Here is a 25,432-nt window from a genome sequence, read left to right as displayed (position 1 = left end):
GGCGCACAGCGCGTACGGGGCAGAATGGCCGGGTGACAACTCCCCGGGATCTCGTCCTGCTCGGCTCCACAGGTTCGATCGGCACCCAGGCGATCGACATCGTCAGGCGCAACCCGGACCGGTTCCGGGTGGTGGCGCTCGGTGCCGGCGGCGGCAACGTCGACCTGCTCGCCACCCAGGCGCTCGAACTGGGCGTGGACGCGGTCGGGGTGGCCAAGGCGTCCGCCGCGCAGGATCTCCAACTCGCCTTCTATGCCGAGGCGAGCCGGCGCGGCTGGGCCACCGGGGACTTCAAGCTTCCGAAGATCATCGCCGGCCCGGACGCCATGACGGAGCTGGCGCAGTGGCCCTGCGACGTGGTCCTCAACGGGGTCGTCGGGTCGCTCGGGCTCGCGCCGACGTTGGCCGCGCTGCGCTGTGGTCGTACCCTCGCGTTGGCCAACAAGGAGTCGTTGGTGGCCGGCGGCCCGCTGGTGAAGGCCGCGGTGACGCGGCCGGGGCAGATCGTGCCGGTCGACTCGGAACATTCGGCGCTGGCCCAGTGCCTGCGCGGCGGGACGCGCGGCGAGGTGCGGCGGCTGGTCGTCACGGCCAGCGGCGGACCGTTCCGGGGACGGCGGCGCGACGAGCTGGCCGCTGTCACCCCGGAGCAGGCGCTCGCCCACCCGACGTGGAACATGGGGCCGGTCGTCACGATCAACTCGGCCACCATGGTCAACAAGGCGCTGGAGGTGATCGAGGCGCATGAGCTGTTCGACGTGCCCTACGCCGACATCACCGTGATGGTGCACCCGCAGTCGGTGATCCACTCGATGGTTGAGTTCGTCGACGGCTCCACGCTGGCCCAGGCGAGCCCGCCGGACATGCGGCTGCCCATCGCGCTCGGCCTCGGCTGGCCCGACCGGGTGCCCGACGCCGCCACCGCCGTCGACTGGACCACCGCCCACACCTGGGAGTTTGCCCCGCTCGACGACGAGGCGTTCCCGGCGGTGGCGCTGGCCAAGGCGGCCGGCATGGCGGGCCGCTGCCGTCCGGCGGTCTACAACGCGGCCAACGAGGAGTGCGTGGCGGCGTTCGTCGCCGGCCGGCTACCGTTCCTCGGCATCGTCGACACCCTCGGGCGGGTGTTGGAGGAGGCTCCCGATTTCGGTGAACCAGGTACCGTCGAGGACGTGCTCGCCGCCGAATCGTGGGCGCGCGCGCACGCGCAGGAGATCATCTCGGGGTCGGGGAAGGAAGCCTGATGCTCTATCTGCTCGGGGTGGTGGTGATCGCCCTGGCGATCCTCATCTCGGTGAGCCTGCACGAGGCCGGTCACATGTTGACCGCCAAGGCGTTCGGCATGAAGGTCACCCGCTACTTCGTCGGCTTCGGGCCGACCATCTGGTCGTTCCGCCGGGGTGAGACGGAGTACGGCCTCAAGGCCATCCCGCTCGGCGGATTCTGCAAGATCGTCGGCATGACGCCGCAGGACGACGACGTCGAACCGGGCGACGAGAAGCGGGCGATGTGGCGTTACCCGGTCTGGAAGCGGACGATCGTGATGTCCGCCGGCTCGGTCACCCACTTCGCGCTGGCCGTCGTCGCGATCTGGCTGGCCGCCATGTTCATGGGCCTGCCCAACAAGAACCTTCCCAACCCGCTCCCGGCGCACGTCAAGGTCGTCGAGTGTGTCGTCCCCACCGACGCGGTCCGCGAGTGCGCCCCCGGTGACCCGGTCAGCCCCGCCAAGCAGGCCGGGCTGCGCGACGACGACAAGATCGTCGCGATCAACGGGGTGGCGGTCGCCGACTACACCGCGCTGGTCAAGACCGTCCGCGACCTGCCGCCGGGCCAGCCCGCGACCATCAGGTACGAGCGCGACGGCGTGTCCGGTGAGGTCCGGGCCGACCTCGCCGCCGTGCAGCGCAGGCCGCTGGACGACCCGAACGGCGCCCCGGTCACCGTCTCCGCCCTCGGGGTCGCCGGCCCGATGCTCCCGCCCGGCGTCCCGGCGAACGTCACCTACGGCCCGGTCGAGGCCATCCCCGCCACCGCCGGCTACACCAAGGACCTGGCCGTCGGCACCTACGAGGCGATCAAGCGCATCCCCGACAAGATCCCCGCCCTGTGGACGGCCGTCACCGGCGGCGAACGCGACAAGGACACCCCGATCAGCGTCGTCGGCGCGAGCCGGCTCGGCGGCGAAGCCCTGGAGAACGGCGTCTGGCAGCTGCTGGTCCTGCTGTTCATCTCGCTGAACTTCTTCGTCGGCGTGTTCAACCTGCTGCCGCTGCTGCCCCTGGACGGCGGCCACATCGCCATCGCCTGGTTCGAACGGGCCCGCTCCTGGCTCTACGCCCGGATCGGCCGGCGCGACCCGGGCCGGGTCGACTACCTCAAGCTGATGCCCATCACGTACGCGGTCATCCTCATCGGCGGCGCGTTCACGCTGCTCACCGCCACCGCGGACATCGTCAACCCCATCACGCTCTTCACAAGGTGAGTGCCTGAAGTGACCGCTGTCAGTCTCGGTATGCCCGCAGTACCGCCCCCGCCGCTCGCCCCGCGCCGGGCCAGCCGCCAGATCATGGTCGGCTCGGTGCCGGTCGGTGGGGGTGCCCCGGTCTCGGTGCAGTCGATGACCACCACCCTCACCTCCGACGTCAACGCCACCCTCCAGCAGATCGCCGAGCTGACCGCGTCCGGCTGCCAGATCGTCCGGGTCGCCGTGCCCAGCCAGGACGACGTGGAGGCACTGCCGGCGATCGCCCGCAAGTCGCAGATCCCGGTGATCGCCGACATCCACTTCCAGCCGAAGTACGTCTTCGCCGCGATCGACGCCGGCTGCGCGGCCGTCCGGGTCAACCCGGGCAACATCCGCCAGTTCGACGACAAGGTCAAGGAGATCGCCGCAGCCGCCTCCGCCGCCGGTACGCCGATCCGGATCGGCGTCAACGCCGGCTCGCTGGACAAGCGGCTGCTCGCCAAGTACGGCAAGGCCACCGCCGAGGCGCTCGTCGAGTCGGCGCTGTGGGAGTGCTCGCTGTTCGAGGAGCACGGCTTCCGGGACATCAAGATCTCGGTCAAGCACAACGACCCGGTGGTGATGATCCGGGCGTACCGGCAGCTCGCCGAGCAGTGCGACTACCCGCTTCACCTGGGGGTGACCGAGGCCGGCCCGGCGTTCCAGGGCACCATCAAGTCGGCTGTCGCCTTCGGGGCGCTGCTGGCCGAGGGGATCGGCGACACCATCCGGGTGTCGCTGTCGGCCCCGCCGGTCGAGGAGATCAAGGTCGGCAACCAGATCCTGGAGTCGCTGGGGTTGCGCGAGCGCGGGCTGGAGATCGTCTCCTGCCCGTCCTGCGGCCGGGCCCAGGTGGACGTCTACAAGCTCGCCGAGGAGGTCACCGCCGGCCTGGAGGGGCTGCCCGTCCCGCTGCGTGTTGCCGTGATGGGCTGCGTGGTGAACGGGCCGGGCGAGGCCCGCGAGGCCGACCTCGGGGTCGCCTCCGGCAACGGCAAGGGGCAGATCTTCGTCAAGGGTCAGGTCGTCAAGACCGTCCCCGAGGGGCAGATCGTCGAGACGCTCATCGAGGAGGCGCTGCGGATCGCCGACGAGATGGGTGCGGAGATCCCCGAGGAACTGCGCGACCTCGTCCCCGGCCCTACGGTCACCGTGCACTGACCCACCGTCGAGAAGGGCGGTCCTCCCACCGGAAGGGCCGCCCTTTCGGGTACGTGGTTGAGCGTCGCCGGGATGCTTCGGCACCGGTGGGCGCGACTTTCAAGGTGGCCCGCACCTTCGAGGAGATCCGGCTCGGGCGGTTGTGGTGGTCCTGGCCCGACCGGCGGGGTTCGCCGTGCCGGGCCAGGGCGTCGCGGGTCGCCGGGGTGCCGGGTGCCCGGCGGTCACTCCGATTCGGCGAGGATCGCGTACAGATTGCGGCGGGTCTCGTCGAGCACCTGGGCAGCGCGTTCCCGCTGGTCGTCGGTGCCGGTCATCATCACCTGGCGCAGCGCGTGCATGGCCTGCGCGCCCGCGTCGCGGATGTCGTGCCAGCTGTTGACGGTGTCCTCGGCGAACTCCGCCCAGGGCGGGGTCTGCGCGGCCGTGGTGGCCTCCTCCCGACCGGCATCGGTCAGGTCGAACCGCTTGCGCCCGCCGCCGGCCGCGTCGGTGCTGGCTGCGATGACGCCCTCGTCCTCCAGCAGTTGCAAAGTCGGGTAGATCGACCCGGGGCTGGGCCGCCAGGCCCCGCCGGTGCGGGAGTCGATCTCCTGGATCATCTCGTAGCCGTGCATCGGCCGCTCGGTGAGCAGGGCCAGCACGGCGGCCCGGACGTTGGGTCGGCGTCCCCGGCCCCGCCCGCGCCCACCCCGGCCGCCGCCCCAACCGCCGTGCCCGTGCGGGCCGGGGGGCATGGGCGGGAAGCCGAAGCCGCGCTGCCGGGCCTCCTGCAGTGCGTGGATCCGACGGTGGAATCCCATCATGTCGTCCCTTCATCGTGCTGTCGCTGATGCATCAACGATATATCGGCAATGTGTTGTCGACAAGTCCTCTGGTGGCTGTGCCGGTCACCCGGCGAAGCACCGCCCTGATCTGGCAGGCTGGTAACCGTGCTGACGGTGCCGGTACGCCAACTGGGAGAGTCGGAGCGGCGTGCCGTCGAACGGCTGCTCGACCTCGACCCGTTCGCAGGCGCGCAGGTCGCCGAGCGGGTCGCCGCGCGCGGTCTCGCCTGGTGGCGGGCCGAGGGCCGCATCCTCGGCTACGGCACCCGCCGCAACCTGGAGTCGATCTGCTGGCTCGGTGGCAACCTCACCCCGATCCTCGCCACCGACTCCGCCGTCGCCGCCTTCGCCGAGCAGCTCTCCGGCGAGGAACGGCTCTGCTCCTCCATCGTCGGACGCGCCGATGCGGTGCTCGGCCTCTGGGACCGGCTCGCCGACCAGTGGGGGCCGGCCCGCGACGTCCGCCCCAACCAGCCGCTCCTGGCCGTCGACACCCTGCCCGCCATCCCGGTCGACCCCGAGGTGCGCCGGGTCCGCCCCGACGAGGTGCACCTGCTCTTCCCCGCCGCCGTCGCCATGTACGCCGAGGAGGTCGGCGTCTCGCCGCTGGCCGAGGACGGCGGCCGGGCCTACCGCCGACGGGTCGAGGACCTGGTCCGCGCCGGCCGGGCGTACGCCCGCATGGTCGACGGCGAGGTCGTGTTCAAGGCCGAACTGGCGGTGGTGACCCGCCGTACCGCCCAGGTCCAGGGCGTCTGGGTGGCCCCCACCTGGCGCGGACGCGGGATCGCCAGCGCCGCGATGGCCGCCGTCGTCCGCGACGCGCTGCTCCGGGTGGCCCCCACGGTCAGCCTCTACGTCAACGACTTCAACCGCCCCGCCCGCCGGGTCTACGAACGCTGCGGCTTCCACCGCGTAGGCACCCTCGCCACCATCCTCTTCTGACCCATCACCGCTTTCGTCGCCGCTCCGGTCCCTGTCGCTTTCCGGTCCCTGCCATCTCCCGGACGCTTGCCCACCCACCCGGCCTTCCCGGGCACCCCACCCCGCCCCTCACCCGTTCACTCGCTCATCCGCTCCCCGCCCCGACCTCTCCGCCCCGCCCCGACCTCTCCGCCCCGCCCCGACCTCTCCGCCCCGCCCCGGCCTCTTCGCCCCGCCCCGACCTCTTCGCCCCGCCCCGACCTCTTCGCCCCGCCCCGACCTCTTCGCCCGCCTCGTCCCGGCCTCTCCGCCCCTCCGGTTGGCCGCGGCCCCACTCTGTTGGTCACCCTCTCGCCTTCTCGGCCCCCGCCCCGTCCCGGTGATCAAGAGGTTTAGGTCAGTTGATCAAGAGGTTTAGGGCAATTTGAAGATCAACATTGACGCAAACCTCTTGATCACCGGGGCGGGGCGGGGTGGGGCGAAGCGGGGCGAGGCGGGGTGGGGTGGGGTGGGGTGGGGGGTCGGGGGTGGGTGGGTTGGTGGTAAATGCGTTGAGGGGAGGGGGGCGGGGGGTCAGGCTGGGGGGTACCGCCACCCCGAGTTCCGGAGGGAATTTCCATGCGCCTGCTCCGTGATCTCTGGGCGTCCGCGCCACGCCGCGTGACGGTCGTGATCGTCCTCGTCGTCCTCGGTGCCGCCGGTCAGGCCGCCGCCTCGGCGGTCGCCGGCCCGGTGCTGGTGCACCGCTCGGCCGGGTGGTTCGCCGCCCTGGTCGTCGCGCTGGTCGTCGCCGTCTTCGGCGAGTTGGTGATCGCGCTGTTGATGGCGGGCATCACCGCCGACTGGTCCGCCGACGTGCGTCGCCGGCTCTGCCGGGTCGCCCTCGGGCAGGATCTGCCCACCCTGGAGGGCACCCCGGTCGGCGAGTTGCTCGACCGGATCGACAACGACGTCTACCAGGTCGCCTCCGAGCTGCGGAACACCGGCGTACGGCTGGTACAGGGGTTGGTGCTCTGTCTGCTCGCCACGGTCAGCGCGCTGTTCGTCTGGTGGCCGGCCGGGGTGGCGATGCTGCTGCTCACGGTGCTGCTCGTCGCGCTACTGCGCCGGCCCACCGCCGCCATCGCCCCGGCCCGGATGTCCGAGGAGGAGGCCTGGTCGGACCTGGCGGCCGTGATGGAGGAGGCGGTACACGGCCAGGACGACGTCCGTACCAGTCTGGCCCAGCCGTACGTGCTGCGGTTGTACGCCCGACGGGCCGCCGAGGTGCTGGCCCGTTGCCGCCGGGTCTTCCTGATGTCGGCGCGGGTCACCGCCTTCGCCGCCGGCACCATCCGGGTCGGGATCGCCGGGGTGGTGCTCGCCGGGGCCTGGGCGTTGACCACCGGCCGGGTCGACGGGGCCCGGTTGACGGCGATCTGGCTGCTCGCGTTGAGCTTCGGCGCGACCGTCGAACACCTCGCCCGCTGGGTGCCGCACCTGCAGTACGCGCTCGGTGCCTGGGCCCGGGTGCTGCTGCTCTCCGACTCCAGGCAGGAACCCTCCGGCGGCCTCACCCCCACCGACGGCGACCTGACCCTGCGCGGGCTCACCTTCCGCTACCCGGCCACCGGCGAGGACGAGCGCGCGCCCGCGCTGCGCGACGTCCGGCTCAGCTTCGTCCGCGGCCGGTCGTACGCGTTGGTGGGGCGGACCGGTTCGGGCAAGTCGACGCTGGCCAAGGTGCTCACCCGGGCGGTCGAGGTGCCGCGCGGGACCGTGCTGCTCGGCGACACCGACCTGTGTGACCTGGACGTCGAGGAACTGCGCCGGTGGATCGCGGTGGTGCCGCAGCGTACCGAGATCCTCGCCGGCACCCTCGCCGAGAACGTGGCCCTGTTCGACCCGGACCTGCTCGACGACGCGCCCCGGGCGCTGGCCGAGCTGGGGCTCACGGAGTGGGTCGCGGAACTGCCCGACGGCATCCGGACCCGGCTGGGCGAGGGCGGCCACGTGCTCTCCGCCGGCCAGGAACAGCTGGTGGCGTTCGCCCGCATCCTGGTGCGCGACCCGCACGTGGTGATCCTCGACGAGGCCACCGCGCGGCTGGACCCGGTCACCGAGACCCGGGTACGCGAGGCGACCGAACGTCTGCTCACCGACCGGATCGGCATCATCATCGCGCACCGGCTGTCGTCGGTGCGGCGCTGCGACGAGGTGGTGGTGATGGCCGACGGGGCGGTCCTGGAGGCCGGCCCGCTGCGCTCCTCGGCCCGCTTCGCCGAGTTGCTCGCCACCAGCCACGCCGCCGCGTACACCCCGGTCGGTGCGGGCCGGTCCGCCAGCCGGGGCGGCGTGGACCTGCTGGACGGCCCTGCCGGCTGGCCGGACGCCGACGCGACGTCCCCGGCCCGGCCGGACGACACCGGAGCGGGTCTCGACGGGGCGGATCCCGACGGGCCGGGCCGGGTCGCCGCCGTGCGGGGGACCGGGCCGGCCGGGCGGGCGGCGGTGGCCGTACCGAAGCAGGACCCGCCGCCGCTGCCACCGCTGCCGCCCGCGCGGACCATGCGGGAGATCCTGCGTCTGGGCCTGAACGACCCACGCTTCGGCATGCTGTCGGTCGCACTGTTCATGGTGATCACCGTGCTCGGCCTGGACGGCAGCGTGCTGCCCTGGCTGTGGGCGGACGTCGTCGACGGCGGTGACCCGTGGCTGCCGGCGCTGGGCATCGCCGCTGCGCTGGTGATCGTGCTGCCGCTGCCCTACTGGACCAACCTGCGGTTCCCCCAGTGGTGGGTACGCCAGATGCTGCGGATGAGCCTGCGGCTGGTGCACGGTCAGACCGGTCCGCGCCGCACCAGCCGGCACACCCCGGCCGAGGTGGTGGCGCAGAGCGGGGACACCGAACGGGTCGTGCAGCTCGCCGACAACCTGATGGACCAGCTCATCGCCCTGGTGACGATGGTGACCATGACGCTGATCACGGGCAGTCTCGTGCCGGCGTTGTTCTTCGTGGGCACGATGGCCGTGTCCGGGCTCGCCGCGACCCTGTTCGGCCCCCGGTTGGAGCGTTCCGCCCGGGACACGGTGGCGGCCCGCGCCGCCTTCGCCACCGCGCTGGTCTCCTCGCTGTCGGCGGCCCGGACGGTCAAGCTCGCTGGGGCGACCCGGCCGGTGCTCGACCACCTCTCCGCGCTGGACCTGGTACGCAGCGACCGGCAGCGGCGGGAGATCGCCGTGCAGGTGTGGGCGCGTTCCACCCCCTCGGTGGCCAGCGGTCTGCTGCCGATCGCGGCGTGGGCGCTCTACCTGACCGGCGGACTCTCCGCCGGTGCCACCCTGGTCGCCGTCTCCACCCTCGGGGCGGCCCGCTGGTTCGCCTGGACCACCGCGTCCCTGGTCTCGCAGTACCCGTCGGCGCGGGTGTGGACCCGCCGGACGGTGGCGATGGCCGGGATCGGGGCGTACTCGGCGGAGGTGCCGGGGGTGGACCTCGCCGCCGGTACCGCCCCGACGCCGCAGCCGCCGCCGCGCCGGCCGCTGCGCCGCCTGGAACTGGCCGGCTTCGGGGCGCTGCACTCCGACGGCACCCTCGCCGTACGGGACGTCGACCTGACCGTGGACCGGGGCCGGCTGGTGCTGGTGGTGGGGCCGGTCGGCTCCGGCAAGTCGTCGCTGCTGCGGGCGCTGGCCGGGATCGTGCACCACGTCGGTGAGCTGCGCTGGAACGGCGAGCCGGTGACCGAGCCGGAGCTGTTCCTGCGCCCCCAGCAGGTCGGCTACGTCGGTCAGCTGCCCCGGGTGCTCTCCGGCACGGTCGCCGACAACATCGCCCTCGGTCACGACGTGGACGCGGCCGGGGCGGTGGGCACCGCCCAGCTGGAGCACGACCTGGCGGGCGGCGGTGGGCTGGGGCTGCTGATCGGGCACAAGGGCACCCGGCTGTCCGGCGGGCAGTTGCAGCGGCTGGCGCTGGCCCGGGCGCTCGCCCCGCGTACCGAACTGTTGGTCGCCGACGACGTGTCGTCCGCGCTGGACGTCACCACCGAGCTGGCGCTGTGGGCGGCGTTGCGGGAGCACGGGGTGACCGTGGTCGGCTCGACCTCGAAACGGGCGGCGCTGGTCCGCGCCGACCACGTGGTGGTGCTGGTCGACGGCACGGTCGCCGCCCAGGGCGGGTGGCGGGACCTGGAGGACGACTGGGGTCACCTGGCCGGCTGACCCGGGCACCCGCGCCCGCCCCCGTCCGGTCGGGCGGGATCGGGGAGAGTTGTCTTCGCTTCAGCGACGACAACTCTCCCCTCGACGGTCGCCGCCTGCCGGTCGGCGGATGGTCAGAAAGCGCGGGCGTACGGGTCGGGCCAGTCGGGGCCGGCACCGAGCTTCGCGGCGGCCCGGCGCGGCCAGTACGGGTCCCGGAGCAGTTCCCGACCGAGCAGCACCAGGTCGGCCTCACCGGCGACGACGATCTGCTCGGCCTGTTCCGGCTCGACGATGAGGCCGACCGCACCCGTCGGTACGCCCGCCTCGCGCCGGATCTGGGCGGCCAGCGGCACCTGGTAGCCGGGACCGACCGGGATGGTCGCCCGGGCCGACGCCCCGCCGGAGGAGACGTCCACCAGGTCGACGCCGGTCGCGGCCAGCTCGGCGGCGAGGGCGACGCTGTCGTCCGCCGTCCAGCCGCCCTCGACCCAGTCGGTGGCGGAGATCCGGGTGAGCACCGGTACCTGCTCGCCGACGGTGGCGCGGACCGCGCGGGCGACCTCCAGGGTGAGCCGCATCCGGGCGGCCCGGTCGCCGCCGTAACCGTCGGTGCGGTGGTTGGTCAGCGGGGACAGGAACTCGTGCAGCAGGTAGCCGTGCGCGGCGTGGATCTCCACGACGGCGAAGCCGGCGTCGACGGCCCGGCCGGCGGCGGTGGCGAACGCCGACACCACCCCGGCGATCCCGGCCTCGTCCAGCGCGGTCGGCCGCCGGTAGTCGGGCAGGAACGGTTCGACGCCGGGGCCGACGGGCGTCCAGCCGCCCTCGTCGTCAGGCACGCCGCCGCGCTCGGCCGCCCACGGCCGCCAGGTGCTGGCCTTGAACCCGGCGTGGGCGAGCTGCACGGCGGGCACCGCCCCCTGGCCGGCGACGAACGCGGTGACCGGCCGCCACGCGTCGACGTGCGCGTCGGACCAGATGCCCGTGTCCTGGGGGCTGATCCGTCCCTCGGGAACGACCGCGGTGGCCTCGGTGACGACCAGGCCGGCACCGCCGACGGCCCGGGACCCGAGGTGCACCAGGTGCCAGTCGGTGGGCAGCCCGTCCGGGCCGGCGCTGTACTGGCACATCGGCGCGAGGGCGATCCGGTTGGGCAGGGTGACGCCGCGCAGAGCGAGCGGGGTGAACAGGGCACTCATGCGGGTGATCCTCCGGTACGGGCGGGTGGCGGTGCGGGGCGGGTCGGCGTGTCCGGGGGAGGGCCCGGCCGGGGCTGCGGCCGGCGTGCTCAGGCGGGCGTCGGCGCGAGGTCGTCGCGGCGGGCCGGCCGGCCGGCGGTCCCGTCGGCGTCGGCCGGGTCGGCGTCGGTCAGGTCGCGCCGGCCGGCGGCGGCGTAGGCGTCGCGGTCCAGGATGCCCTCGCGGGCGGCCACGATGGTCGGCACGACGGCCTGCCCGGCCACGTTGGTGGCGGTGCGGATCATGTCCAGGATCGGGTCGATCGCCAGCAGCAGGCCGGCGCCGGCCAGCGGCAGGCCCAACGTGCTCAGGGTCAGGGTCAGCATGACGATGGCACCGGTCAGACCGGCGGTGGCGGCCGAACCGACCACCGAGACGAAGGCGATCAGCAGGTAGTCGCCGATGCCGAGGTCCACCCCGAAGACCTGGGCCACGAAGATCGCGGCGAGCGCCGGGTAGATCGCGGCGCAGCCGTCCATCTTGGTGGTGGCACCGAACGGCACCGCGAAGGAGGCGTACTCGCGGGGGACGCCGAGCCGCTCGACGGAACGCTGGGTGACCGGCATGGTGCCCACCGAGGAGCGGGAGACGAAGGCCAGTTCGATCGCCGGCCAGGCACCGGCGAAGAACCGCAGCGGGTTGAGCCGCCCGGCGGTGACCAGCAGCAGCGGGTAGACCACGAACAGGACGATGGCGCAGCCGACGTAGACGGCGGTGGTGAACTTCGCCAGCGGGGCCAGCAGGTCCCAGCCGTACGCGGCGACGGCGTGTCCGATCAGGCCGAGGGTGCCGATCGGGGCGAGCCGGATCACCCACCACAGCGCCTTCTGCACGATGGCCAGCACCGCGCGGTTGACCTCGACGAACGGCTCGGCGGCCGCGCCGACCAGCAGCGCGGCGGCACCGACGACCAGGGCGAGGAAGACGATCTGGAGCACGTTGCCCTCGACGAACGCGCCGACCGGGTTGGTCGGCACGATGCCGGTGAGGAAGTCGGTCCACGAGCCGGTGGTCTTCGGCGCGGTCGCGCCGCCGACGTCCAGGCTCACCCCCCGGCCCGGGTCGGTGAGCAGGCCGATGCCGATGCCGAGGCTCACCGCGATCAGCGCGGTGACGCCGAACCAGAGCAGCGTCTTGAGCGCCAGCCGGGCGGCGTTGGCCACCCCGCGCAGGCTGACCACGCTGACCACGATCGCGGTGAAGACCAGCGGCGGGACGGCCAGCTTGAGCAGCTGGACGAAGAGCCCGCCGACGGTGTCGAGGGTGCTGGCCAGCCAGCTCAGGTCGTTGGCGCGGGCGAGGAAGCCCAGCGCCGCGCCGAGCACGAGGCCGAGCAGGATCTGGGCGGAGAAGGGGAACTTGCGCAGGGTGGAAGCCATCAGGGCGGGTCCAATGTCGGTAGGGGTCGGTCGGCGGCAGCGTCAGGAGCGTGGCTGCGCCGGACAGACCCCACTGGCCTGCCGTCGGAGGTCGACGTACAGGCGCACGGTGAGGTGCCAGACATTGGTCATCGCCTGTCGACGCTACTCCCGGCCGGGCGCGAGCTGGAAGGACCGATCCGGGTGAGGCTCCTTACACGGACGTTGTCGACCCGGTGACCCGTTCGTCACGTTCGACGTGCTCACGGGCACCGGGCACGACGGGCCCGGCCCGGTCGGCCGGTCCGTCAGCGGTCGGCCGGTGCCGGGACAGCAGCAGCGCGGTGCACAGGCCCCAGCCGGCGCAGAGCACCAGCAACACCCGTTCCAGCCCGGCCACCAGGTCGCCCCGGCCCACGGTCAGCAGGCCCAGCGCGACCGCCCCGGCCACCGGCAACGCCACCACCCCGGCGACCCGGGCCACCCGGCGCAGCCCCGGCGTCGCCGGCCGGAGGAACCCGACCACCAGCATCGCGAGCACGGTCACCCCGGCCGCCACGATGCTCGCCCCGGCGTGCACCAGGTCGGCCGGGGTCGCCGCCTCGAACGGCGGCAGCGGGCAACCGGCGCTGCACGTCACCGCACCGGAGAGCACGGTGCCGGCCGCGCCGGTCAGCAGCAGGCCGGCCGCGAGCCGCAGCGTCACCGGCAGCGCCGCGGCCAGCGACAGCAGCGCCGCCGCCAGGGCGAACACCCCCATCCGGTACGTCGAGGCAAAGGCGCTGTCGCTGACCCCGGCCTCGCTGACGTACCCGCGCCACGGGCCACCCGGACCGGCCCCGACGGCGACGGTTACCGCGACCGCGCCGAGCAGCACGAAGCCGGCGGCGACCCGGCCGGCGACGGCACGGGCGGCGTCAGGCACGGCCGTGCGAGGTGAGCCAGCCGGAGGTGTCCGGTCCCGCCGGCACCACGCCGGTGGGATTGATCTCACGGTGGGTGGCGTAGTAGTGCCGCTTGATGTGGTCGAAGTCCACCGTCTCGCCGAAGCCCGGGGTCTGGAACAGGTCCCGGGCGTACGCCCAGAGCACCGGCAGCTCGGTCAGCTTCTGCCTGTTGCACTTGAAGTGCCCGTGGTAGGCCACGTCGAAGCGGACCAGGGTGGTGAACAGCCGCACGTCCGCCTCGGTGATCGCGTCACCCATCAGGTACCGCTGCCCGGCCAACCGCTGCGACAACCCGTCCAGCCGGGCGAACAGCGCCGCGTACGCCTCGTCGTACGCCTGCTGGGAGGTGGCGAAGCCGCACCGGTACACGCCGTTGTTGACGTCGGTGTGGATCTCGGCCATCAGCGCGTCCAGTTCCGGGCGTAGCGCGACCGGGTAGAGGTCGGGCGCGTCCGGGGCGTGCAGGCGTCGCCACTCGGTGGAGAAGTCGAGGGTGAGCTGCGGGTAGTCGTTGGTGACCACCCGGCCGGTGAGCGTGTCCACCAGCGCCGGCACGGTAACCCGGCCGGTGTAGTCCGGATCGGTGGCCAGGTACGCCTCGGAGAGGAAACCGATGCCCAGCGCCGGGTCGAAGCCGTCCGGGTCGAGGGTGAACCGCCACCCGCGTTCGTCGCGGATCGGGTCGACCGTGCCCAGCGAGATCACCCCGTCCAGCCCGAGCAGGCCCCGCACGATCATGGCCCGGTGTGCCCAGGGGCAGGCCCGGCACCAGATCAGCCGGTACCGGTCGGCCTCCAACGGCCAGCGCCCCTGGTCGTCCGGCCCACCGCCCTCGGGTGAGGTGGAGTGCGGGGTGACCCGGCCGGTGAACCGGTTGGGCTGGCGGACGAACGCCCCGCCGCCGGAGGTCTCTGCGCTGAACTGGGCCCGGGTCATACCGCCAACCTATCCGGCGTACGCCCGCCTGACCTGTCGTGCGACCCGGCCGGGGCGGCGTCCGGCGCGGGCGTGGATATCCTGACGGCGGACGTCCCCCGTGACCCGGGTGACGCCGGGACCGCCAGCCCCTTCCCATCCCCGAAGGACGTGCGTCGATGACCGTGGCCTACCTCGTGTCCGGAGTCCGTACCCCGATCGGCCGGTACGCCGGCGTCCTCGCCGGGGTGCGCCCCGACGACCTGGCCGCCCATGTGCTGCGCGAACTGGTCGCCCGGCACCCGGCGGTGGACTGGGAGCGGGTCGACGACGTGGTGCTCGGCTGCGCCAACCAGGCAGGTGAGGACAACCGCAACGTGGCCCGGATGGCGGCGCTGTTGGCCGGCCTGCCCCAGGAGGTGCCGGGCAGCACCGTCAACCGGCTCTGCGGCTCCGGCCTGGACGCGCTGGCCACCGCCGCCCGTGCCGTGGTGGCCGGGGAGGCCGACCTGGTGCTCGCCGGTGGCGTCGAGAGCATGAGCCGCGCCCCGTTCGTCATGCCGAAGGCCGCCACGCCGTATTCGCGGGCCGCCGAGGTGTACGACACCACCCTCGGCTGGCGGCTGGTCAACCCGCTGATGGCGGCGGGGTGGGGTACCGACTCGATGCCCGAGACGGCCGAGAACGTGGCCGCCGAGTTCGGCGTCGACCGGCGTGCGCAGGACGAGTTCGCGCTGCGTTCCCAGCAGCGGGCCGCCAAGGCGCAGGCCGACGGCCGGTTCGCCGAGGAGATCGTGCCGGTGACCGTGCCGGCCGGCCGGCGGGAGACGAAGCTGGTCGAGGTCGACGAGCACCCCCGGGAGACGACGCTGGCGAAGCTGGCCGCGCTGCCCACCCCGTTCCGGGCCGGCGGCACCGTCACCGCCGGCAACTCCTCCGGGGTCAACGACGGCGCGGTGGCCCTGCTGGTCGCGTCCGAGGCGGCGGTGGCCCGGTACGGCCTGAGCCCGCTCGCCCGGGTCAGCGGCGCGGCGGCGGCCGGCGTACCGCCCCGGATCATGGGGATCGGGCCGGTGCCGGCCACCCGCCGGCTGCTCGACCGGCTCGGCGTCGCCCTCGCCGACGTCGACGTCGTCGAGCTGAACGAGGCGTTCGCCGCGCAGGGGATCGCGGTGCTGCGCGAACTGGGCCTGCCGGAGGACGCCGAGCACGTTAACCCGAACGGCGGGGCGATCGCCCTGGGGCACCCGTTGGGGGCCAGCGGGGCCCGGCTGGCGTTGACCGCCGCCCTGGAACTGCGTCGCCGGGGCGGCCGACGGGCCCTGGCGACCATGTGCGTCGGGGTGGGGCAGGGCATCTCGCTGTTGCTGGAATCCGTCGACTGAGGCATCCGGACGCGCCACGGTGGCCTGTGGTGCGCGGACGGACGCACAGCGTGACCACGGTTCGTCCGGCGGCTCCGACCTGCCGGTCCCGGGCACAGATCGGGCTCCGCTGATCTCCCGTACCTGGGCGGACGGGCCTAGAGTGGTCAGCACCACACGATCCGCGGGTCGGCCGGTGCGGCTCCGCGTGCCCGCGCACGCCGTCGACACCGGTGCCCTCCCGCACCGCGGCGACGAACTGGGGGCCAGCGATGCAGACGTCGGACGGACTTCCCGCCGAGATCGACCTGAGCCGGCCCAGCGCCGCCCGGGTCTACGACTACTTCCTCGGCGGCGCGCACAACTTCGAGATCGACAGGCGGCTCGCCGAGCAGATCGCCAGCATGACCCCGAACCTCGCGGCCACCATGCGCTCCGGGCGGGAGTTCCTGCGCCGTGCGGTGCGGGCGCTGCTCGACGCCGGCATCGACCAGTTCCTCGACATCGGCTCGGGCATCCCCACCGTCGGCAACGTCCACGAGGTCGCCCAGGCGGCCAACCCGCAGGCCCGGATCGTCTACGTCGACATCGACCCGGTCGCCGTGGCGCACAGCCGGGAACTGCTCACCGGCAACGACCGGGCCGTCGCCGTGCACGCCGACCTGCGGGAACCGAAGCTGATCCTCGACGAGGCCCGGTCCAGCGGCCTGATCGACTTCGACCGGCCGCTGGGTATCCTGCTCGCCGGGGTGGTGCACTTCGTCCCCGACGCCGACCGCCCGGCCGACGTCCTCGCCACCCTGCGGGCCGCCGCCGCACCCGGCAGCTTCCTGGTCATCTCCCACTCCACCTTCGAGGACCAGCCCCAGGAGATGCTCGACGCGCAGCGCCTCTCGGCGCGCACGGACACCGAGATCACCCTGCGCTCCCGTGCCGAGATCACCGGCTTCTTCGGCGACTGGACGCTGCTTGAGCCCGGCGTGGTGCACATGCCGCTGTGGCGGCCCGACTCCCCGTCCGACGTGGACGAGCATCCCGAGCGGTTCGGGGCGTTCGGCGGCGTCGCCCGGTACGACCGTCCCGCCGGCTGAGCCGACCATGTCCGCCGTTCCGGACCCCGGCGGCACCGACGCGTCCCGTCCGGGCGCACAGGGCTACGCCGCCGACTGGGCACGGGCGGTACGCCGGCTCGGGTTCGTGCCGATGAGCACGGACGAGACCGAGCGGCTGCTGCTGACGCACACCGTACGGCTGGCGCGGGCCCTGCTCGCCGAGGACTTCTCCGCCGCCCCGGCGGAGGAGGTGGGCCGGGCGCTGGTGGAGGCGCACCTGACCGAACCGCGCATCCTGGACTGGTCGGTGCGGGCGCTCGGCGAACAGCTACCGCAGCGGGTGCTGCCCCCCGACGACCCGCCGCCCGACCTGGCCGTCCGGGTGGCCGCGTTGCAGGGTGGGCTGGCCGCCGGGTTCGGCCGGGCGCTGCGCGACCGTACCTTCAGCCAGCAGGAGCGGATCGCCCGCTCGGCCTGGCAGGCGCGGGACTCGGTGGAGCGGGCGCTGCGCGACAGCGAGGCGCGGTTCCGGGCGGTCTTCACCGGGGCGGTCATCGGCATCGGCATCGCCGGCATCGACGGCCAGATCATCGACGTCAACCAGTCCTTCGCCGACATGCTCGGCTACACCCCGGAGGAGCTGCGGCAGACCAACGTCGCGTCGCTGTTCCACCCCGACGACGCGGCCGGGATGTGGGAGCTGTACCAGGAGCTGATCGAGGGCAAGCACGACAGCGTCCGGGTGGAGAAGCGCTACTACCGCAAGGACGGCAGTGTCGTCCTGACCGACCTGGCCGTCTCGCTGATCCGGCACGACGACGGCCGCCCCCGGTTCACGGTGGCGATGATCGAGGACATCACCCAACGGTACGAACTCCAGCAGCGGCTGCGGTTCCAGGCCCTGCACGACCCGCTCACCGGCCTGCCCAACCGGACGCTGTTCTTCGAGAAGCTCGGCCAGGTCTTCGCCGACGCCGGGCCCGAGCAGCGGATCGGCGTCTGCTTCCTCGACCTGGACGGGTTCAAGGCGGTCAACGACAGCCTCGGCCACGACCTCGGTGACCGGCTGCTGGTCACCATCGCCAGGCGGCTGTCCGACTGTGTCATCGGCCAGGGGCACCTGGTGGCCCGGATGGGTGGTGACGAGTTCGTCATCCTGGTCAACGGCGGCGAGGGCATCGACGACGCGGTAGGTGTCGCCGAGTTGGCGCTCGCCGCGGTGGCCGCCCCGGTGCTCGTCGGCGACCATCAGCTCGCCGTGTCGGCGAGCGTCGGGGTGGTCGAGTGCCCGGCCAGCGAGACCAGCGTGTCCGAGCTGATGAAGGCCGCCGACACCACGCTGTACTGGGCGAAGGCGGAGGGCCGGGGCCGCTGGGCGGTGTACGACCCGGAGCGCAGCGCCGCCGACATCGCCCGGTCCGCGCTGGCCGCCGGCCTGCCCGCGGCCCTGGACCGGGGCGAGTTCGTGGTCCACTACCAGCCGATCGTCTCGCTGCTGGACGGCTCGATGATCGCGGTGGAGGCCCTGGTCCGCTGGGCCCACCCGGAGTTGGGCCTGGTCGGCCCGGACCGGTTCATCGGGCTGGCCGAGGAGACCGGGCTGATCGTCAGGCTCGGCGAGTGGGTGCTGCGGCAGGCGTGCCGCGACGCCCGCGCCTGGCACCGGGAGTTCCCGGAGGCCAAGCTGGTGGTCAGCGTCAACCTGGCCGCCCGGCAGGCCGACGACCCGGCCATCGTGGACACCGTCGCCAGTGCGCTGAGCCGCAGCGGCCTGCCGGCGGAGCTGTTGCAGCTGGAGCTGACCGAGAGCGCCGTGATGGGCACCGCCGGGGAGCCGTTACGGTCGTTGTACCGGTTGGCGGATCTGGGCGTACGGTTGGCCATCGACGACTTCGGCACCGGCTACTCGAACCTGGCGTACCTGCGGCGGCTGCCGATCCACTGCCTGAAGCTGGCCGGCCCGTTCGTCGAGGGCATCCGGGGTGACGGCGGCGACTCCTCGCCCGACCATCGGGACGTACGGATCGTCGACGCCCTGGTCCGGTTGGCGCACGCGTTGGAGTTGTCGGTGACCGCCGAGGCGGTGGAGACGGAGGAACAGGCCGAACGGCTGCGGGCGTTGCGCTGCGACACCGGGCAGGGGCGCTGGTTCGGCCCGCCCGCCCCGGCGGACCAGATCACCGCCCGGCTGCGCGGCGGGACCGGGGCGGGACCGGGCGGGGGAGAGGTGGCGGGGTGAGCCTGACCGACGGTGAGGCGGCGTTCTCGGTGATCGCGGCGATCGCGATCGTCGCCGGGTTGGCCGGGGTGGTGGTGCCCGGCCTGCCGGCGCTGCCGCTGTGCTGGGGCGGGGTGCTGCTCTGGGCGATCTTCGGCGGCGCCGGGCCGGGGCGTTGGGCGGTGCTCGCCGCCGCCACCGTGGTCGCCGCCGCCGGTGCCGTGATCAAGTACGCCTGGCCGGGGCGCAACCTCAAGCGCACCGGGGTGCCGACGTCGTCGCTGCTCGTCGGGGGTCTGCTCGGGCTGGTCGGGTTCTTCGTCATCCCGGTGGTGGGCCTGGTGATCGGTTTCGTCGGTGGGGTGTGGGGGGCCGAGCGGCTGCGGCTGGGCAGTAACCAGCTCGCCTGGCCGGCGACCGTGCAGGCGTTGAAGGCGGCCGGCCTGTCGATGATGGTGGAGTTCCTGGCCGGCCTGGTGATCGCCGCCCTCTGGGTGGCCGGCCTCCTCTTCGCCTGACCACCTCGGCGGCGAGCCGGCGATGGTCGGGAGAAGGTCAGGCAGCGGGGCCGATCTGCTTGGCCAGGTCGACGAACGACTGCCAGGTGTCCGGAGCGAAGGCGAGGGTGCCGCCGGCACGGTCCTTGGTGTCGCGGACGAGGACGACGCCGGGCAGATTGTCGGCCACTTCGACACACGAGCCGCCGTTGCTGCCGCTCTTGGTGCTCTTGCGCCACTGTGCGCCGGTCAAGTCCATGTGTGCGCCGCTTCCTTGATCAGTTTGAGTGATTGCCTGCGGGAGAAGGCTTCGCCTCTGATCATCTCCCACGTTCGCTGGAGGGTAACAAGGTCATCGGTCTCATCCACCACCTGTGCTCGCACTTGGTGATCGAGATGCGCGACTACTGAGCCGTCGGCAAGAGTGCCAAGGATGAAGCCGCCCTGTAGTCCAGGGTAGAGCCCGGTTTCCTCACTCACCACGAGGATCTGTACGTGCGGTAGCTCGGCCATCTCGGCCAGGTGGATGAGCTGTTCCTTCATCGCGGCGGGGTGACTCTTCATGGGGCGGCGTAACGCCGCCATGTCGATGACGGCGACGAGTTGCGGTGGCCTGCCGCCGGTGAGGATGGAACTGCGATCGAGCCGTGATGCCACGCGCTCATCGATCTCGTCCGGGGGTAGCAGGTTGTGTGCCAGCGTGGCTCGGGCGTACCCCTCGGTCTGGAGTAGGCCGGGAACCCAGGTGTGCTCGTACCACCGCAGCGCGACCGCTTCGCGCTCCCAGTCGACCCATTTTCTCAGCCACTGTGGCTCGCGGCGTTTGAGGACGTCGGGCCATAGGTCACCAACGTCCCGGCCCAGGATCGCGGCCACGGTCACACGTCGGCGGGGCTGCGGCACACGTCCCGGCGATATCCAGCGCGCTGCCGTCTTGGGGTCGACTCCTGTTTGAGCAGCAAGACTCTCTGCTGTCTCGCCGACCTCGGCCATGGCCTCCTGAAGTGCGTGGTTCATCCCGCCTCCATCGTGGATGTCACGAACGTCCCTGAGCATAGATTAACGTCGTGTACTGATCCCGTCGCGCTGGGCAAGGTTGCCTCAGGTGGGTCGGCTCTGGCGGGACGGTGTCGGGGCCGACTTCGCGGGGGCCGCTCCCTTACTGGCCAGTGGGAGCGGCCCCTTCCCAGACACGCGAGGAGGTCGACATGAAGGGTTCGGTCATGTGGTGGAGGATCATCAGGACGCTGCCCTGCCGGATGGTCGGGAGCGTCGGTCGGTTCCTGTGGTCGGCTGACCTGATCGACGACGAGGCGCAGGCCGCCGCGCTGTGGGGGCGGTGATGGTGGTGGTTCGTCCGCCTGTCCCGCACGTCGCGATGCGTCCGCTGTGGCGCTGTCGTAACTGCGGCCGGCAGTGGCCCTGCCAGCCGGCCAAGCTCGCGCTGCTCACCGAGTACCGGCACGACCGGATGTCCCTGCTGATCTATCTCGGCACCCTGATGCACGAGGCCACCAACCAGCTCACCCAACTCCACCCGGCCCACCCGCCCACCGGGATGACCGAGCGCTTCCTGTCCTGGGCCAGGGCCCGGGGCTGAGGGCCGTGCAGGCGGGAGGGGGTGGCGGGGCGGGACGCCCGTCGGGTACGGCACGACGCCGTACGTGAGAGAGAGGTGGGCGTCCCGCGCCGCCGTGGTGCCGGGCTCCTGCCGAGTGCCCGGCGTCGGCCCGTCGCGATCGGGCCTGGTCACGGGCTCAAGCATGCGTCGGTGCGAGGTGCGGGGCAACCTGATTACCGTCCGGTCGGGTGACATTATGTAACGGGTTCGGTACCGGGAATGGATTGACCGTCGTGATCGGCGGGACGAGACTCGGGCGCACCCGGGGATCACCCGGGTAGTTCCGGGTACCACCTCAGGGAGGTGTGCTGTGGCCACAACGCCCCCGCCGACCACCGGGCAACCGCCGACAGCCGGGAACGGGCAACCGCCGGCAGCCGGGCCGCACGCGCCGGACGACGACGCCCGACGGCTCGCCGAACTCGGCTACCAGCAGGAGTTGCACCGGAAGTGGAGCGGCTTCTCCAACTTCGCCATCTCGTTCTCGATCATCTCGATCCTGGCCGGCTGTTTCACCACCTTCGGCCAGGCGTGGAACAACGGCGGGCCGGTCGCCATCTCCTGGGGCTGGCCGCTGATCTCGCTGTTCATCCTGATCATCGGGTTCTGCCTGGCCGAGCTGGTCTCGGCGTACCCGACCGCCGGGGGGATCTACTGGTGGGCGGCGAAGATGGGCCGGCCGGTGCACGGCTGGTTCACCGGCTGGCTCAACCTGATCGGTCTGGTCGCGGTCACCGCGTCGGTGGACTACGGCTGCGCCACCTTCCTCAACCTCACCCTGTCGGCGCTCTTCGACGGATGGGAGGGGACGCTGCGGCAGGCATTCGTCCTCTTCGTGATCATCCTGGCTCTGCACGGGCTGATCAACATCTTCGGGCACCGGATCATCGACGTACTCCAGAACGTGTCGGTCTGGTGGCACGTGGCCGGCGCCGCCGCCGTGGTGGCCATCCTGCTGCTGGTGCCCGACCGGCACCAGAGTTTCCAGTTCGTGTTCACCGAGCGGTTCAACAACTCCGGATTCGGTGACGGCGACACCGGCGGGTTGACGTTCTGGTTCTATGTGCTGCCGCTGGGATTCCTGCTCACCCAGTACACGATCACCGGATTCGACGCCTGCGCGCACGTGTCCGAGGAGACCCGGGGCGCGTCGCAGGCCGCCGCCAAGGGGCTGTGGCGGTCGATCTTCTATTCGGCGGTGGGCGGGTGGATCCTGCTGCTGGCGTTCCTGTTCGCCGCCATCGACGTGGACGCGGTCAACGCGGCCGGCGGATTCTCCGGTGCCATCTTCGAATCCGCGCTGACCCCGTTCTTCTTCAAGACGGTCATCATCATCTCCACCATCGGGCAGTTCTTCTGCGGGATGAGCTGCGTGACCTCGATGAGCCGGATGACGTACGCGTTCAGCCGCGACCGGGCGGTGCCGGGCTGGCGGCTGTGGTCCAAGGTCGACCGCAACGGCACCCCGGCCAACGCGATCATCGGGGCGACGCTGGCCGGCCTGGTGCTCACCCTGCCGGCGCTCTACGAGAGCCCGTCCGGCATCCCGGTCGCCTTCTACGCGGTGGTGTCGGTGGCGGTGATCGGCCTCTACCTGTCCTTCGTCATCCCGATCGCGCTGCGGCTGCGCCTCGGCGACCGGTTCGAGCCGGGCCCGTGGACGCTCGGCCGGAAATACAAGCTGCTCGGCTGGATCGCGGTGGTCGAGATCGTGATCATCTCGGTGTACTTCGTGCTGCCGATCGTGCCGGCCGGGGTGCCCGGCAACGCGGAGTTCAGCTGGTCGGCGGTGAACTACGCGCCGCTGGCCGTCGGCGGGGTGCTGCTCGGGGTGGGCATCTGGTGGTACGCCTCGGCCCGGAAGTGGTTCACCGGCCCGCGCCGGACGGTCGACGTACCCGAGCCGACGGCACCGACGGTGGACGCCGCCCGGGTCGACGGACCGGCCTGACCACGAGCCCTGCGGGGCGACCACGGACAGCCCCCGGCCGGAACCCTGACGGGTTCCGGCCGGGGCCGCCCGGCGTGACCGTCAGAGATAGACGCTGTTGCTGAAGGTGAGCGGAATGAACGTGGTCGGGCCGCCGTAGTTCCAGGTGATGAAGGCGTCCGCACCCGTCTTGTACTCGCCGGTGTACCGGGGGTACTCGGTGTCGACGTTGCCGAGGACGGTGCTGTAGGCCGTCTTGGTGTTGTAGGTGACCTGGGTGCCGTAGCGGAACAGGGCGACCTCGACCTGGATCGCCCAGACCGGATAGGTGCACTGCACCGCCGCCAGGCCCTCCTCGCCGCCGCCGTACGGGCCGCCGTAGTAGACGAACGGGGTGCTCGGGGTCAGCGTGCAGGTGACGGTGATGGAACCGACGGTCCCCGTCACCGAGGTCGAGGCGAGGGTGCCGGCGGAACCCGCCGACACGCCGGTGGCCCCGGTGGACAGCGGCGCGAGGCGACCGGCCCGCGCGCCGTCGGTGGCGGACGATCCGGCCGCCGGCCGCGCGGCATCGGCACCGGCGGTGCGGGGGGCCGCCTGGGTCGGGCTGGCCACCGCGAGCAGCGCGGCGGAAACGGCGATCGCCACCAGGGCGGCAAGGGCCCGGGGCTTCCCACTGGGACGTACTCTCGTCATTACGCGTCCTTCGGTGCGTCGTGATGGAGCAGTTCGGGTGTTTCTGGGCCGGCCGGCCCGGTGCGACCGAGAGGGCCGAACATCCACGCTCCGGTGACCGGTCGACGCATTGCGCGCGAATACGCGGCAGGTCAGGGGAAGTGGTCGTGCGGATCGGCCGACAAAATGCCGTGCGTCGCACCGGCCGGCTCAAATTCTGGCAAGGGTTCCAACTTCCACGCAAGGTCGCCGCGCGATTACCGATCGGTGTAGTCGGCTATGTGTCCGAACGGATGAGTGGCGTGTCGCGGCGCTTCTTTCCCGCCTTTGGGAAAAGCGTTTCCGTCGTTGTGCGTACGACAATTTCCGCTCGTTCCGCGCGTCGGGTCGCGTCCGGCTCCGGGGCGCGGGCGGGCGCTCGCGGACCGGGCCGCCGGGTCCGGACCGGGACCGGCCGGACCACCCCGGCCCGGGGGGTTTGCCGGCCCGCCCGGACGGGGCATTGACGGTGATCCGCTCGGCCCGGTAGACCTTGGTGATGGAGGCGCACGGATGAGGAAAGCCCCGCTCACGTTGGAACAGCTCCGGGTCGCCGTCGCCGAGGGCGAGATCGACACGGTGGTGCTCGCCCTGACCGACATGCAGGGCCGCCTCCAGGGCAAACGGTTCCACGCCCCGTTCTTCCTCGACCAGGTGGTCGCCAACGGCAGCGAGGGCTGCAACTACCTGCTCGCCGTGGACGTCGACATGAACACCGTCGACGGGTACGCCATGTCGAGCTGGGAACGCGGCTACGGCGACTTCGCCATGCGCCCCGACCTGTCCACCCTGCGGCGGATGCCGTGGCAGCCGGGCAGCGTCCTGCTGCTGGCCGACCTGGAGTGGCTGGACGGGTCGGGCCCGGTGGTCGCCTCACCCCGGCAGATCCTGCGCCGGCAGCTCGACCGGCTGGCCGACCACGGGCTGACCGCGTACGCCGGCACCGAGCTGGAGTTCGTCCTCTACCGCGACTCGTACGAGGAGGCGTGGCGGCGCGGGTACCGCGACCTCACCCCGGCCAACCAGTACAACGTCGACTACTCGCTGCTCGGCACCGCCCGGGTGGAGCCGCTGCTGCGTCGCATCCGCACCGAGATGGCCGGCGCGGGGCTCACCCCGGAGAGCGCCAAGGGGGAGTGCAACCTCGGCCAGCACGAGATCGCCTTCCGTTACGACGAGGCGGTGGCCTGCGCCGACCACCACGTGATCTACAAGAACGGGGCCAAGGAGATCGCCGCCCAGGAGGGCGTGTCGATCACGTTCATGGCCAAGCCCAACGCCCGGGAGGGCAACTCCTGCCACATCCACTTCTCGCTGCGCGACGTCGACGGCCGCTCGGCGATGCTCGGCGACGGGCCGGCGCAGCTCAGCGTCACCGGGCAGCGGGTGCTGGCCGGGCTGCTCGCCACCATGCGCGAGATGAGCGTGCTGTTCGCCCCCAACATCAACTCCTACAAGCGTTACCAGCCCGGCTCGTTCGCGCCGACCGCGCTGCGCTGGGGCACCGACAACCGCACCTGCGCGCTGCGGCTGGTCGGCCACGGGCAGGGGATGCGGGTGGAGAACCGGGTGCCCGGCGCGGACGTCAACCCGTACCTGGCGATCGCCGCCCTGGTCGCCGGGGCGGTGCACGGCATCGAGCAGGAACTGGAACTGGCCGACGAGTGCACCGGCAACGCCTACGACGACCCGGCCGCCGAGCGCGTCCCCGCAACCCTCCGCGACGCCCTGACCCTCTGGCAGGGTTCCGAGATCGCCCGCTCGGCCTTCGGTGACGAGGTCCACGCCCACTACACCAACCAGGCCAAGGTCGAACTGGCCGCCTTCGACGCCGCCGTAACCGACTGGGAACTAACCCGTGGCTTCGAACGCCTCTAACCCCCACCCCCACCCCCACCCCCTGCCCCCACCCCTTGCCCGTGTCGATCTTGGAGTTGTGGTGGACGATATGTGGCGGTATGTGGTTTGTGCGGGG

Annotated in this window: 21 protein-coding genes; 13 read left to right on the top strand and 8 right to left on the bottom strand. The window is 72.3% G+C overall.

Annotated features, from left to right (window positions below; translation table 11 throughout):
- Positions 1-32 precede the first annotated feature (32 nt).
- From dxr to ispG, 3 genes are read left to right on the top strand one after another with little or no spacing between them, the layout of a single operon-like run.
- Positions 33-1,244, top strand: coding sequence for a 1-deoxy-D-xylulose-5-phosphate reductoisomerase (dxr, locus tag ACWCHM_RS20290; protein ID WP_421489104.1), 1,212 nt, complete (start codon positions 33-35; stop codon positions 1,242-1,244).
- Positions 1,244-2,485 (top strand): M50 family metallopeptidase, encoded by a 1,242-nt coding sequence (locus ACWCHM_RS20285; protein WP_204956898.1) that lies wholly within the window; start codon positions 1,244-1,246, stop codon positions 2,483-2,485. The genes dxr and ACWCHM_RS20285 overlap by 1 nt, the downstream gene beginning before the upstream one ends.
- Positions 2,486-2,494: 9 nt before the next feature.
- On the top strand, positions 2,495-3,667 hold the full coding sequence (gene ispG, locus ACWCHM_RS20280; protein WP_204956899.1) for a flavodoxin-dependent (E)-4-hydroxy-3-methylbut-2-enyl-diphosphate synthase: 1,173 nt from the start codon (positions 2,495-2,497) through the stop codon (positions 3,665-3,667).
- Between the two features lie 224 nt (positions 3,668-3,891).
- Here ispG and ACWCHM_RS20275 read toward each other — a convergent pair whose 3' ends face one another.
- Positions 3,892-4,470, bottom strand: a complete 579-nt coding sequence (locus ACWCHM_RS20275) for a PadR family transcriptional regulator (protein ID WP_454219376.1) — start codon at positions 4,468-4,470, stop codon at positions 3,892-3,894.
- 129 nt (positions 4,471-4,599) lie between these two features.
- Here ACWCHM_RS20275 and ACWCHM_RS20270 point away from each other — a divergent pair, with 129 nt between their 5' ends.
- Entirely contained in the window at positions 4,600-5,439 is an 840-nt protein-coding gene (locus ACWCHM_RS20270) for a GNAT family N-acetyltransferase (RefSeq protein ID WP_204956901.1), read from the top strand.
- Between the two features lie 597 nt (positions 5,440-6,036).
- Entirely contained in the window at positions 6,037-9,621 is a 3,585-nt protein-coding gene (locus ACWCHM_RS20265) for an ATP-binding cassette domain-containing protein (RefSeq protein ID WP_204956902.1), read from the top strand.
- Positions 9,622-9,734: 113 nt separating this feature from the next.
- On the opposite strand, the gene ACWCHM_RS20260 is transcribed toward ACWCHM_RS20265, so the two are convergent.
- From ACWCHM_RS20260 to ACWCHM_RS20245, 4 genes are all read right to left on the bottom strand, one after another.
- On the bottom strand, positions 9,735-10,802 hold the full coding sequence (locus ACWCHM_RS20260; RefSeq protein ID WP_421489102.1) for an NADH:flavin oxidoreductase/NADH oxidase: 1,068 nt from the start codon (positions 10,800-10,802) through the stop codon (positions 9,735-9,737).
- 89 nt (positions 10,803-10,891) lie between these two features.
- Positions 10,892-12,208, bottom strand: a complete 1,317-nt coding sequence (locus ACWCHM_RS20255; RefSeq protein WP_281903175.1) for a dicarboxylate/amino acid:cation symporter — start codon at positions 12,206-12,208, stop codon at positions 10,892-10,894.
- Between the two features lie 205 nt (positions 12,209-12,413).
- On the bottom strand, positions 12,414-13,124 hold the full coding sequence (locus tag ACWCHM_RS20250) for a DUF998 domain-containing protein (protein WP_421489101.1): 711 nt from the start codon (positions 13,122-13,124) through the stop codon (positions 12,414-12,416).
- Positions 13,117-14,082: a glutathione S-transferase family protein gene (locus tag ACWCHM_RS20245; RefSeq protein WP_454219373.1), complete on the bottom strand. Its 966-nt coding sequence runs from the start codon at positions 14,080-14,082 to the stop codon at positions 13,117-13,119. The genes ACWCHM_RS20250 and ACWCHM_RS20245 overlap by 8 nt, the downstream gene beginning before the upstream one ends.
- Positions 14,083-14,240: 158 nt before the next feature.
- Here ACWCHM_RS20245 and pcaF point away from each other — a divergent pair, with 158 nt between their 5' ends.
- From pcaF to ACWCHM_RS20225, 4 genes are all read left to right on the top strand, one after another.
- Positions 14,241-15,446, top strand: a complete 1,206-nt coding sequence (pcaF, locus tag ACWCHM_RS20240) for a 3-oxoadipyl-CoA thiolase (RefSeq protein WP_454219372.1) — start codon at positions 14,241-14,243, stop codon at positions 15,444-15,446.
- A 251-nt stretch (positions 15,447-15,697) separates the two neighbouring features.
- Entirely contained in the window at positions 15,698-16,516 is an 819-nt protein-coding gene (locus tag ACWCHM_RS20235; protein ID WP_204956907.1) for an SAM-dependent methyltransferase, read from the top strand.
- 7 nt (positions 16,517-16,523) lie between these two features.
- A complete protein-coding gene (locus ACWCHM_RS20230; protein WP_454219371.1) occupies positions 16,524-18,716 on the top strand; it encodes a putative bifunctional diguanylate cyclase/phosphodiesterase in 2,193 nt (730 codons plus the stop codon).
- Positions 18,713-19,213, top strand: coding sequence for a DUF456 domain-containing protein (locus ACWCHM_RS20225; RefSeq protein ID WP_454219369.1), 501 nt, complete (start codon positions 18,713-18,715; stop codon positions 19,211-19,213). Before ACWCHM_RS20230 ends, ACWCHM_RS20225 begins: the two co-directional genes overlap by 4 nt.
- A 37-nt stretch (positions 19,214-19,250) precedes the next feature.
- Here the strand turns inward: ACWCHM_RS20225 and ACWCHM_RS20220 are convergent, their stop codons facing one another.
- Together ACWCHM_RS20220 and ACWCHM_RS20215 are read right to left on the bottom strand one after the other, a co-directional pair.
- Complete coding sequence (locus tag ACWCHM_RS20220) at positions 19,251-19,451, bottom strand: DUF397 domain-containing protein (RefSeq protein ID WP_357758667.1); 201 nt, start codon at positions 19,449-19,451, stop codon at positions 19,251-19,253.
- The gene (locus ACWCHM_RS20215; RefSeq protein ID WP_454219368.1) at positions 19,442-20,209 is read right to left on the bottom strand and encodes a DUF5753 domain-containing protein; all 768 of its coding nucleotides are present in this window, start codon (positions 20,207-20,209) and stop codon (positions 19,442-19,444) included. Before ACWCHM_RS20215 ends, ACWCHM_RS20220 begins: the two co-directional genes overlap by 10 nt.
- 191 nt (positions 20,210-20,400) lie before the next feature.
- On the opposite strand from ACWCHM_RS20215, the gene ACWCHM_RS20210 reads away from it, so the two are divergent.
- The 3 genes from ACWCHM_RS20210 (at position 20,401) to ACWCHM_RS20200 (ending at position 22,764) form a co-directional block, all read left to right on the top strand.
- Positions 20,401-20,535, top strand: coding sequence for a hypothetical protein (locus ACWCHM_RS20210; RefSeq protein ID WP_454219367.1), 135 nt, complete (start codon positions 20,401-20,403; stop codon positions 20,533-20,535).
- Between the two features lie 5 nt (positions 20,536-20,540).
- Positions 20,541-20,792 carry a flavin reductase gene (locus tag ACWCHM_RS20205; RefSeq protein WP_363820276.1) on the top strand — a complete coding sequence of 84 codons (252 nt, stop codon included), beginning with the start codon at positions 20,541-20,543 and terminating at the stop codon, positions 20,790-20,792.
- Positions 20,793-21,123: 331 nt separating this feature from the next.
- Positions 21,124-22,764, top strand: coding sequence for an amino acid permease (locus tag ACWCHM_RS20200; RefSeq protein ID WP_454219365.1), 1,641 nt, complete (start codon positions 21,124-21,126; stop codon positions 22,762-22,764).
- An 81-nt stretch (positions 22,765-22,845) separates the two neighbouring features.
- Here ACWCHM_RS20200 and ACWCHM_RS20195 read toward each other — a convergent pair whose 3' ends face one another.
- Positions 22,846-23,439 carry a hypothetical protein gene (locus tag ACWCHM_RS20195; protein WP_204956913.1) on the bottom strand — a complete coding sequence of 198 codons (594 nt, stop codon included), beginning with the start codon at positions 23,437-23,439 and terminating at the stop codon, positions 22,846-22,848.
- Positions 23,440-23,970: 531 nt separating this feature from the next.
- Here ACWCHM_RS20195 and ACWCHM_RS20190 point away from each other — a divergent pair.
- A complete protein-coding gene (locus ACWCHM_RS20190) occupies positions 23,971-25,335 on the top strand; it encodes a glutamine synthetase family protein (RefSeq protein WP_454219364.1) in 1,365 nt (454 codons plus the stop codon).
- Positions 25,336-25,432 lie beyond the last annotated feature (97 nt).

This window comes from Micromonospora sp. SCSIO 07396 (genome assembly GCF_053667945.1).
Note: the sequence above shows the minus strand (reverse complement) of the source record. Positions and strands in the feature narration are given on the sequence as shown.

Bases quoted from the DNA above. Each gene is read 5' to 3' on its own strand.
- ACWCHM_RS20285 (WP_204956898.1), top strand. From the start codon at position 1,244: ATGCTCTATCTGCTCGGGGTGGTGGTGATCGCCCTGGCGATCCTCATC.
- ACWCHM_RS20275 (WP_454219376.1), bottom strand. From the start codon at position 4,470: ATGGGATTCCACCGTCGGATCCACGCACTGCAGGAGGCCCGGCAGCGC.
- ACWCHM_RS20265 (WP_204956902.1), top strand. From the start codon at position 6,037: ATGCGCCTGCTCCGTGATCTCTGGGCGTCCGCGCCACGCCGCGTGACG.
- ACWCHM_RS20260 (WP_421489102.1), bottom strand. From the start codon at position 10,802: ATGAGTGCCCTGTTCACCCCGCTCGCTCTGCGCGGCGTCACCCTGCCC.
- ACWCHM_RS20245 (WP_454219373.1), bottom strand. From the start codon at position 14,082: ATGACCCGGGCCCAGTTCAGCGCAGAGACCTCCGGCGGCGGGGCGTTC.
- pcaF (WP_454219372.1), top strand. From the start codon at position 14,241: ATGACCGTGGCCTACCTCGTGTCCGGAGTCCGTACCCCGATCGGCCGG.
- ACWCHM_RS20235 (WP_204956907.1), top strand. From the start codon at position 15,698: ATGCAGACGTCGGACGGACTTCCCGCCGAGATCGACCTGAGCCGGCCC.
- ACWCHM_RS20230 (WP_454219371.1), top strand. From the start codon at position 16,524: ATGTCCGCCGTTCCGGACCCCGGCGGCACCGACGCGTCCCGTCCGGGC.
- ACWCHM_RS20220 (WP_357758667.1), bottom strand. From the start codon at position 19,451: ATGGACTTGACCGGCGCACAGTGGCGCAAGAGCACCAAGAGCGGCAGC.
- ACWCHM_RS20215 (WP_454219368.1), bottom strand. From the start codon at position 20,209: ATGAACCACGCACTTCAGGAGGCCATGGCCGAGGTCGGCGAGACAGCA.
- ACWCHM_RS20210 (WP_454219367.1), top strand. From the start codon at position 20,401: ATGAAGGGTTCGGTCATGTGGTGGAGGATCATCAGGACGCTGCCCTGC.
- ACWCHM_RS20195 (WP_204956913.1), bottom strand. From the start codon at position 23,439: ATGACGAGAGTACGTCCCAGTGGGAAGCCCCGGGCCCTTGCCGCCCTG.
- ACWCHM_RS20190 (WP_454219364.1), top strand. From the start codon at position 23,971: ATGAGGAAAGCCCCGCTCACGTTGGAACAGCTCCGGGTCGCCGTCGCC.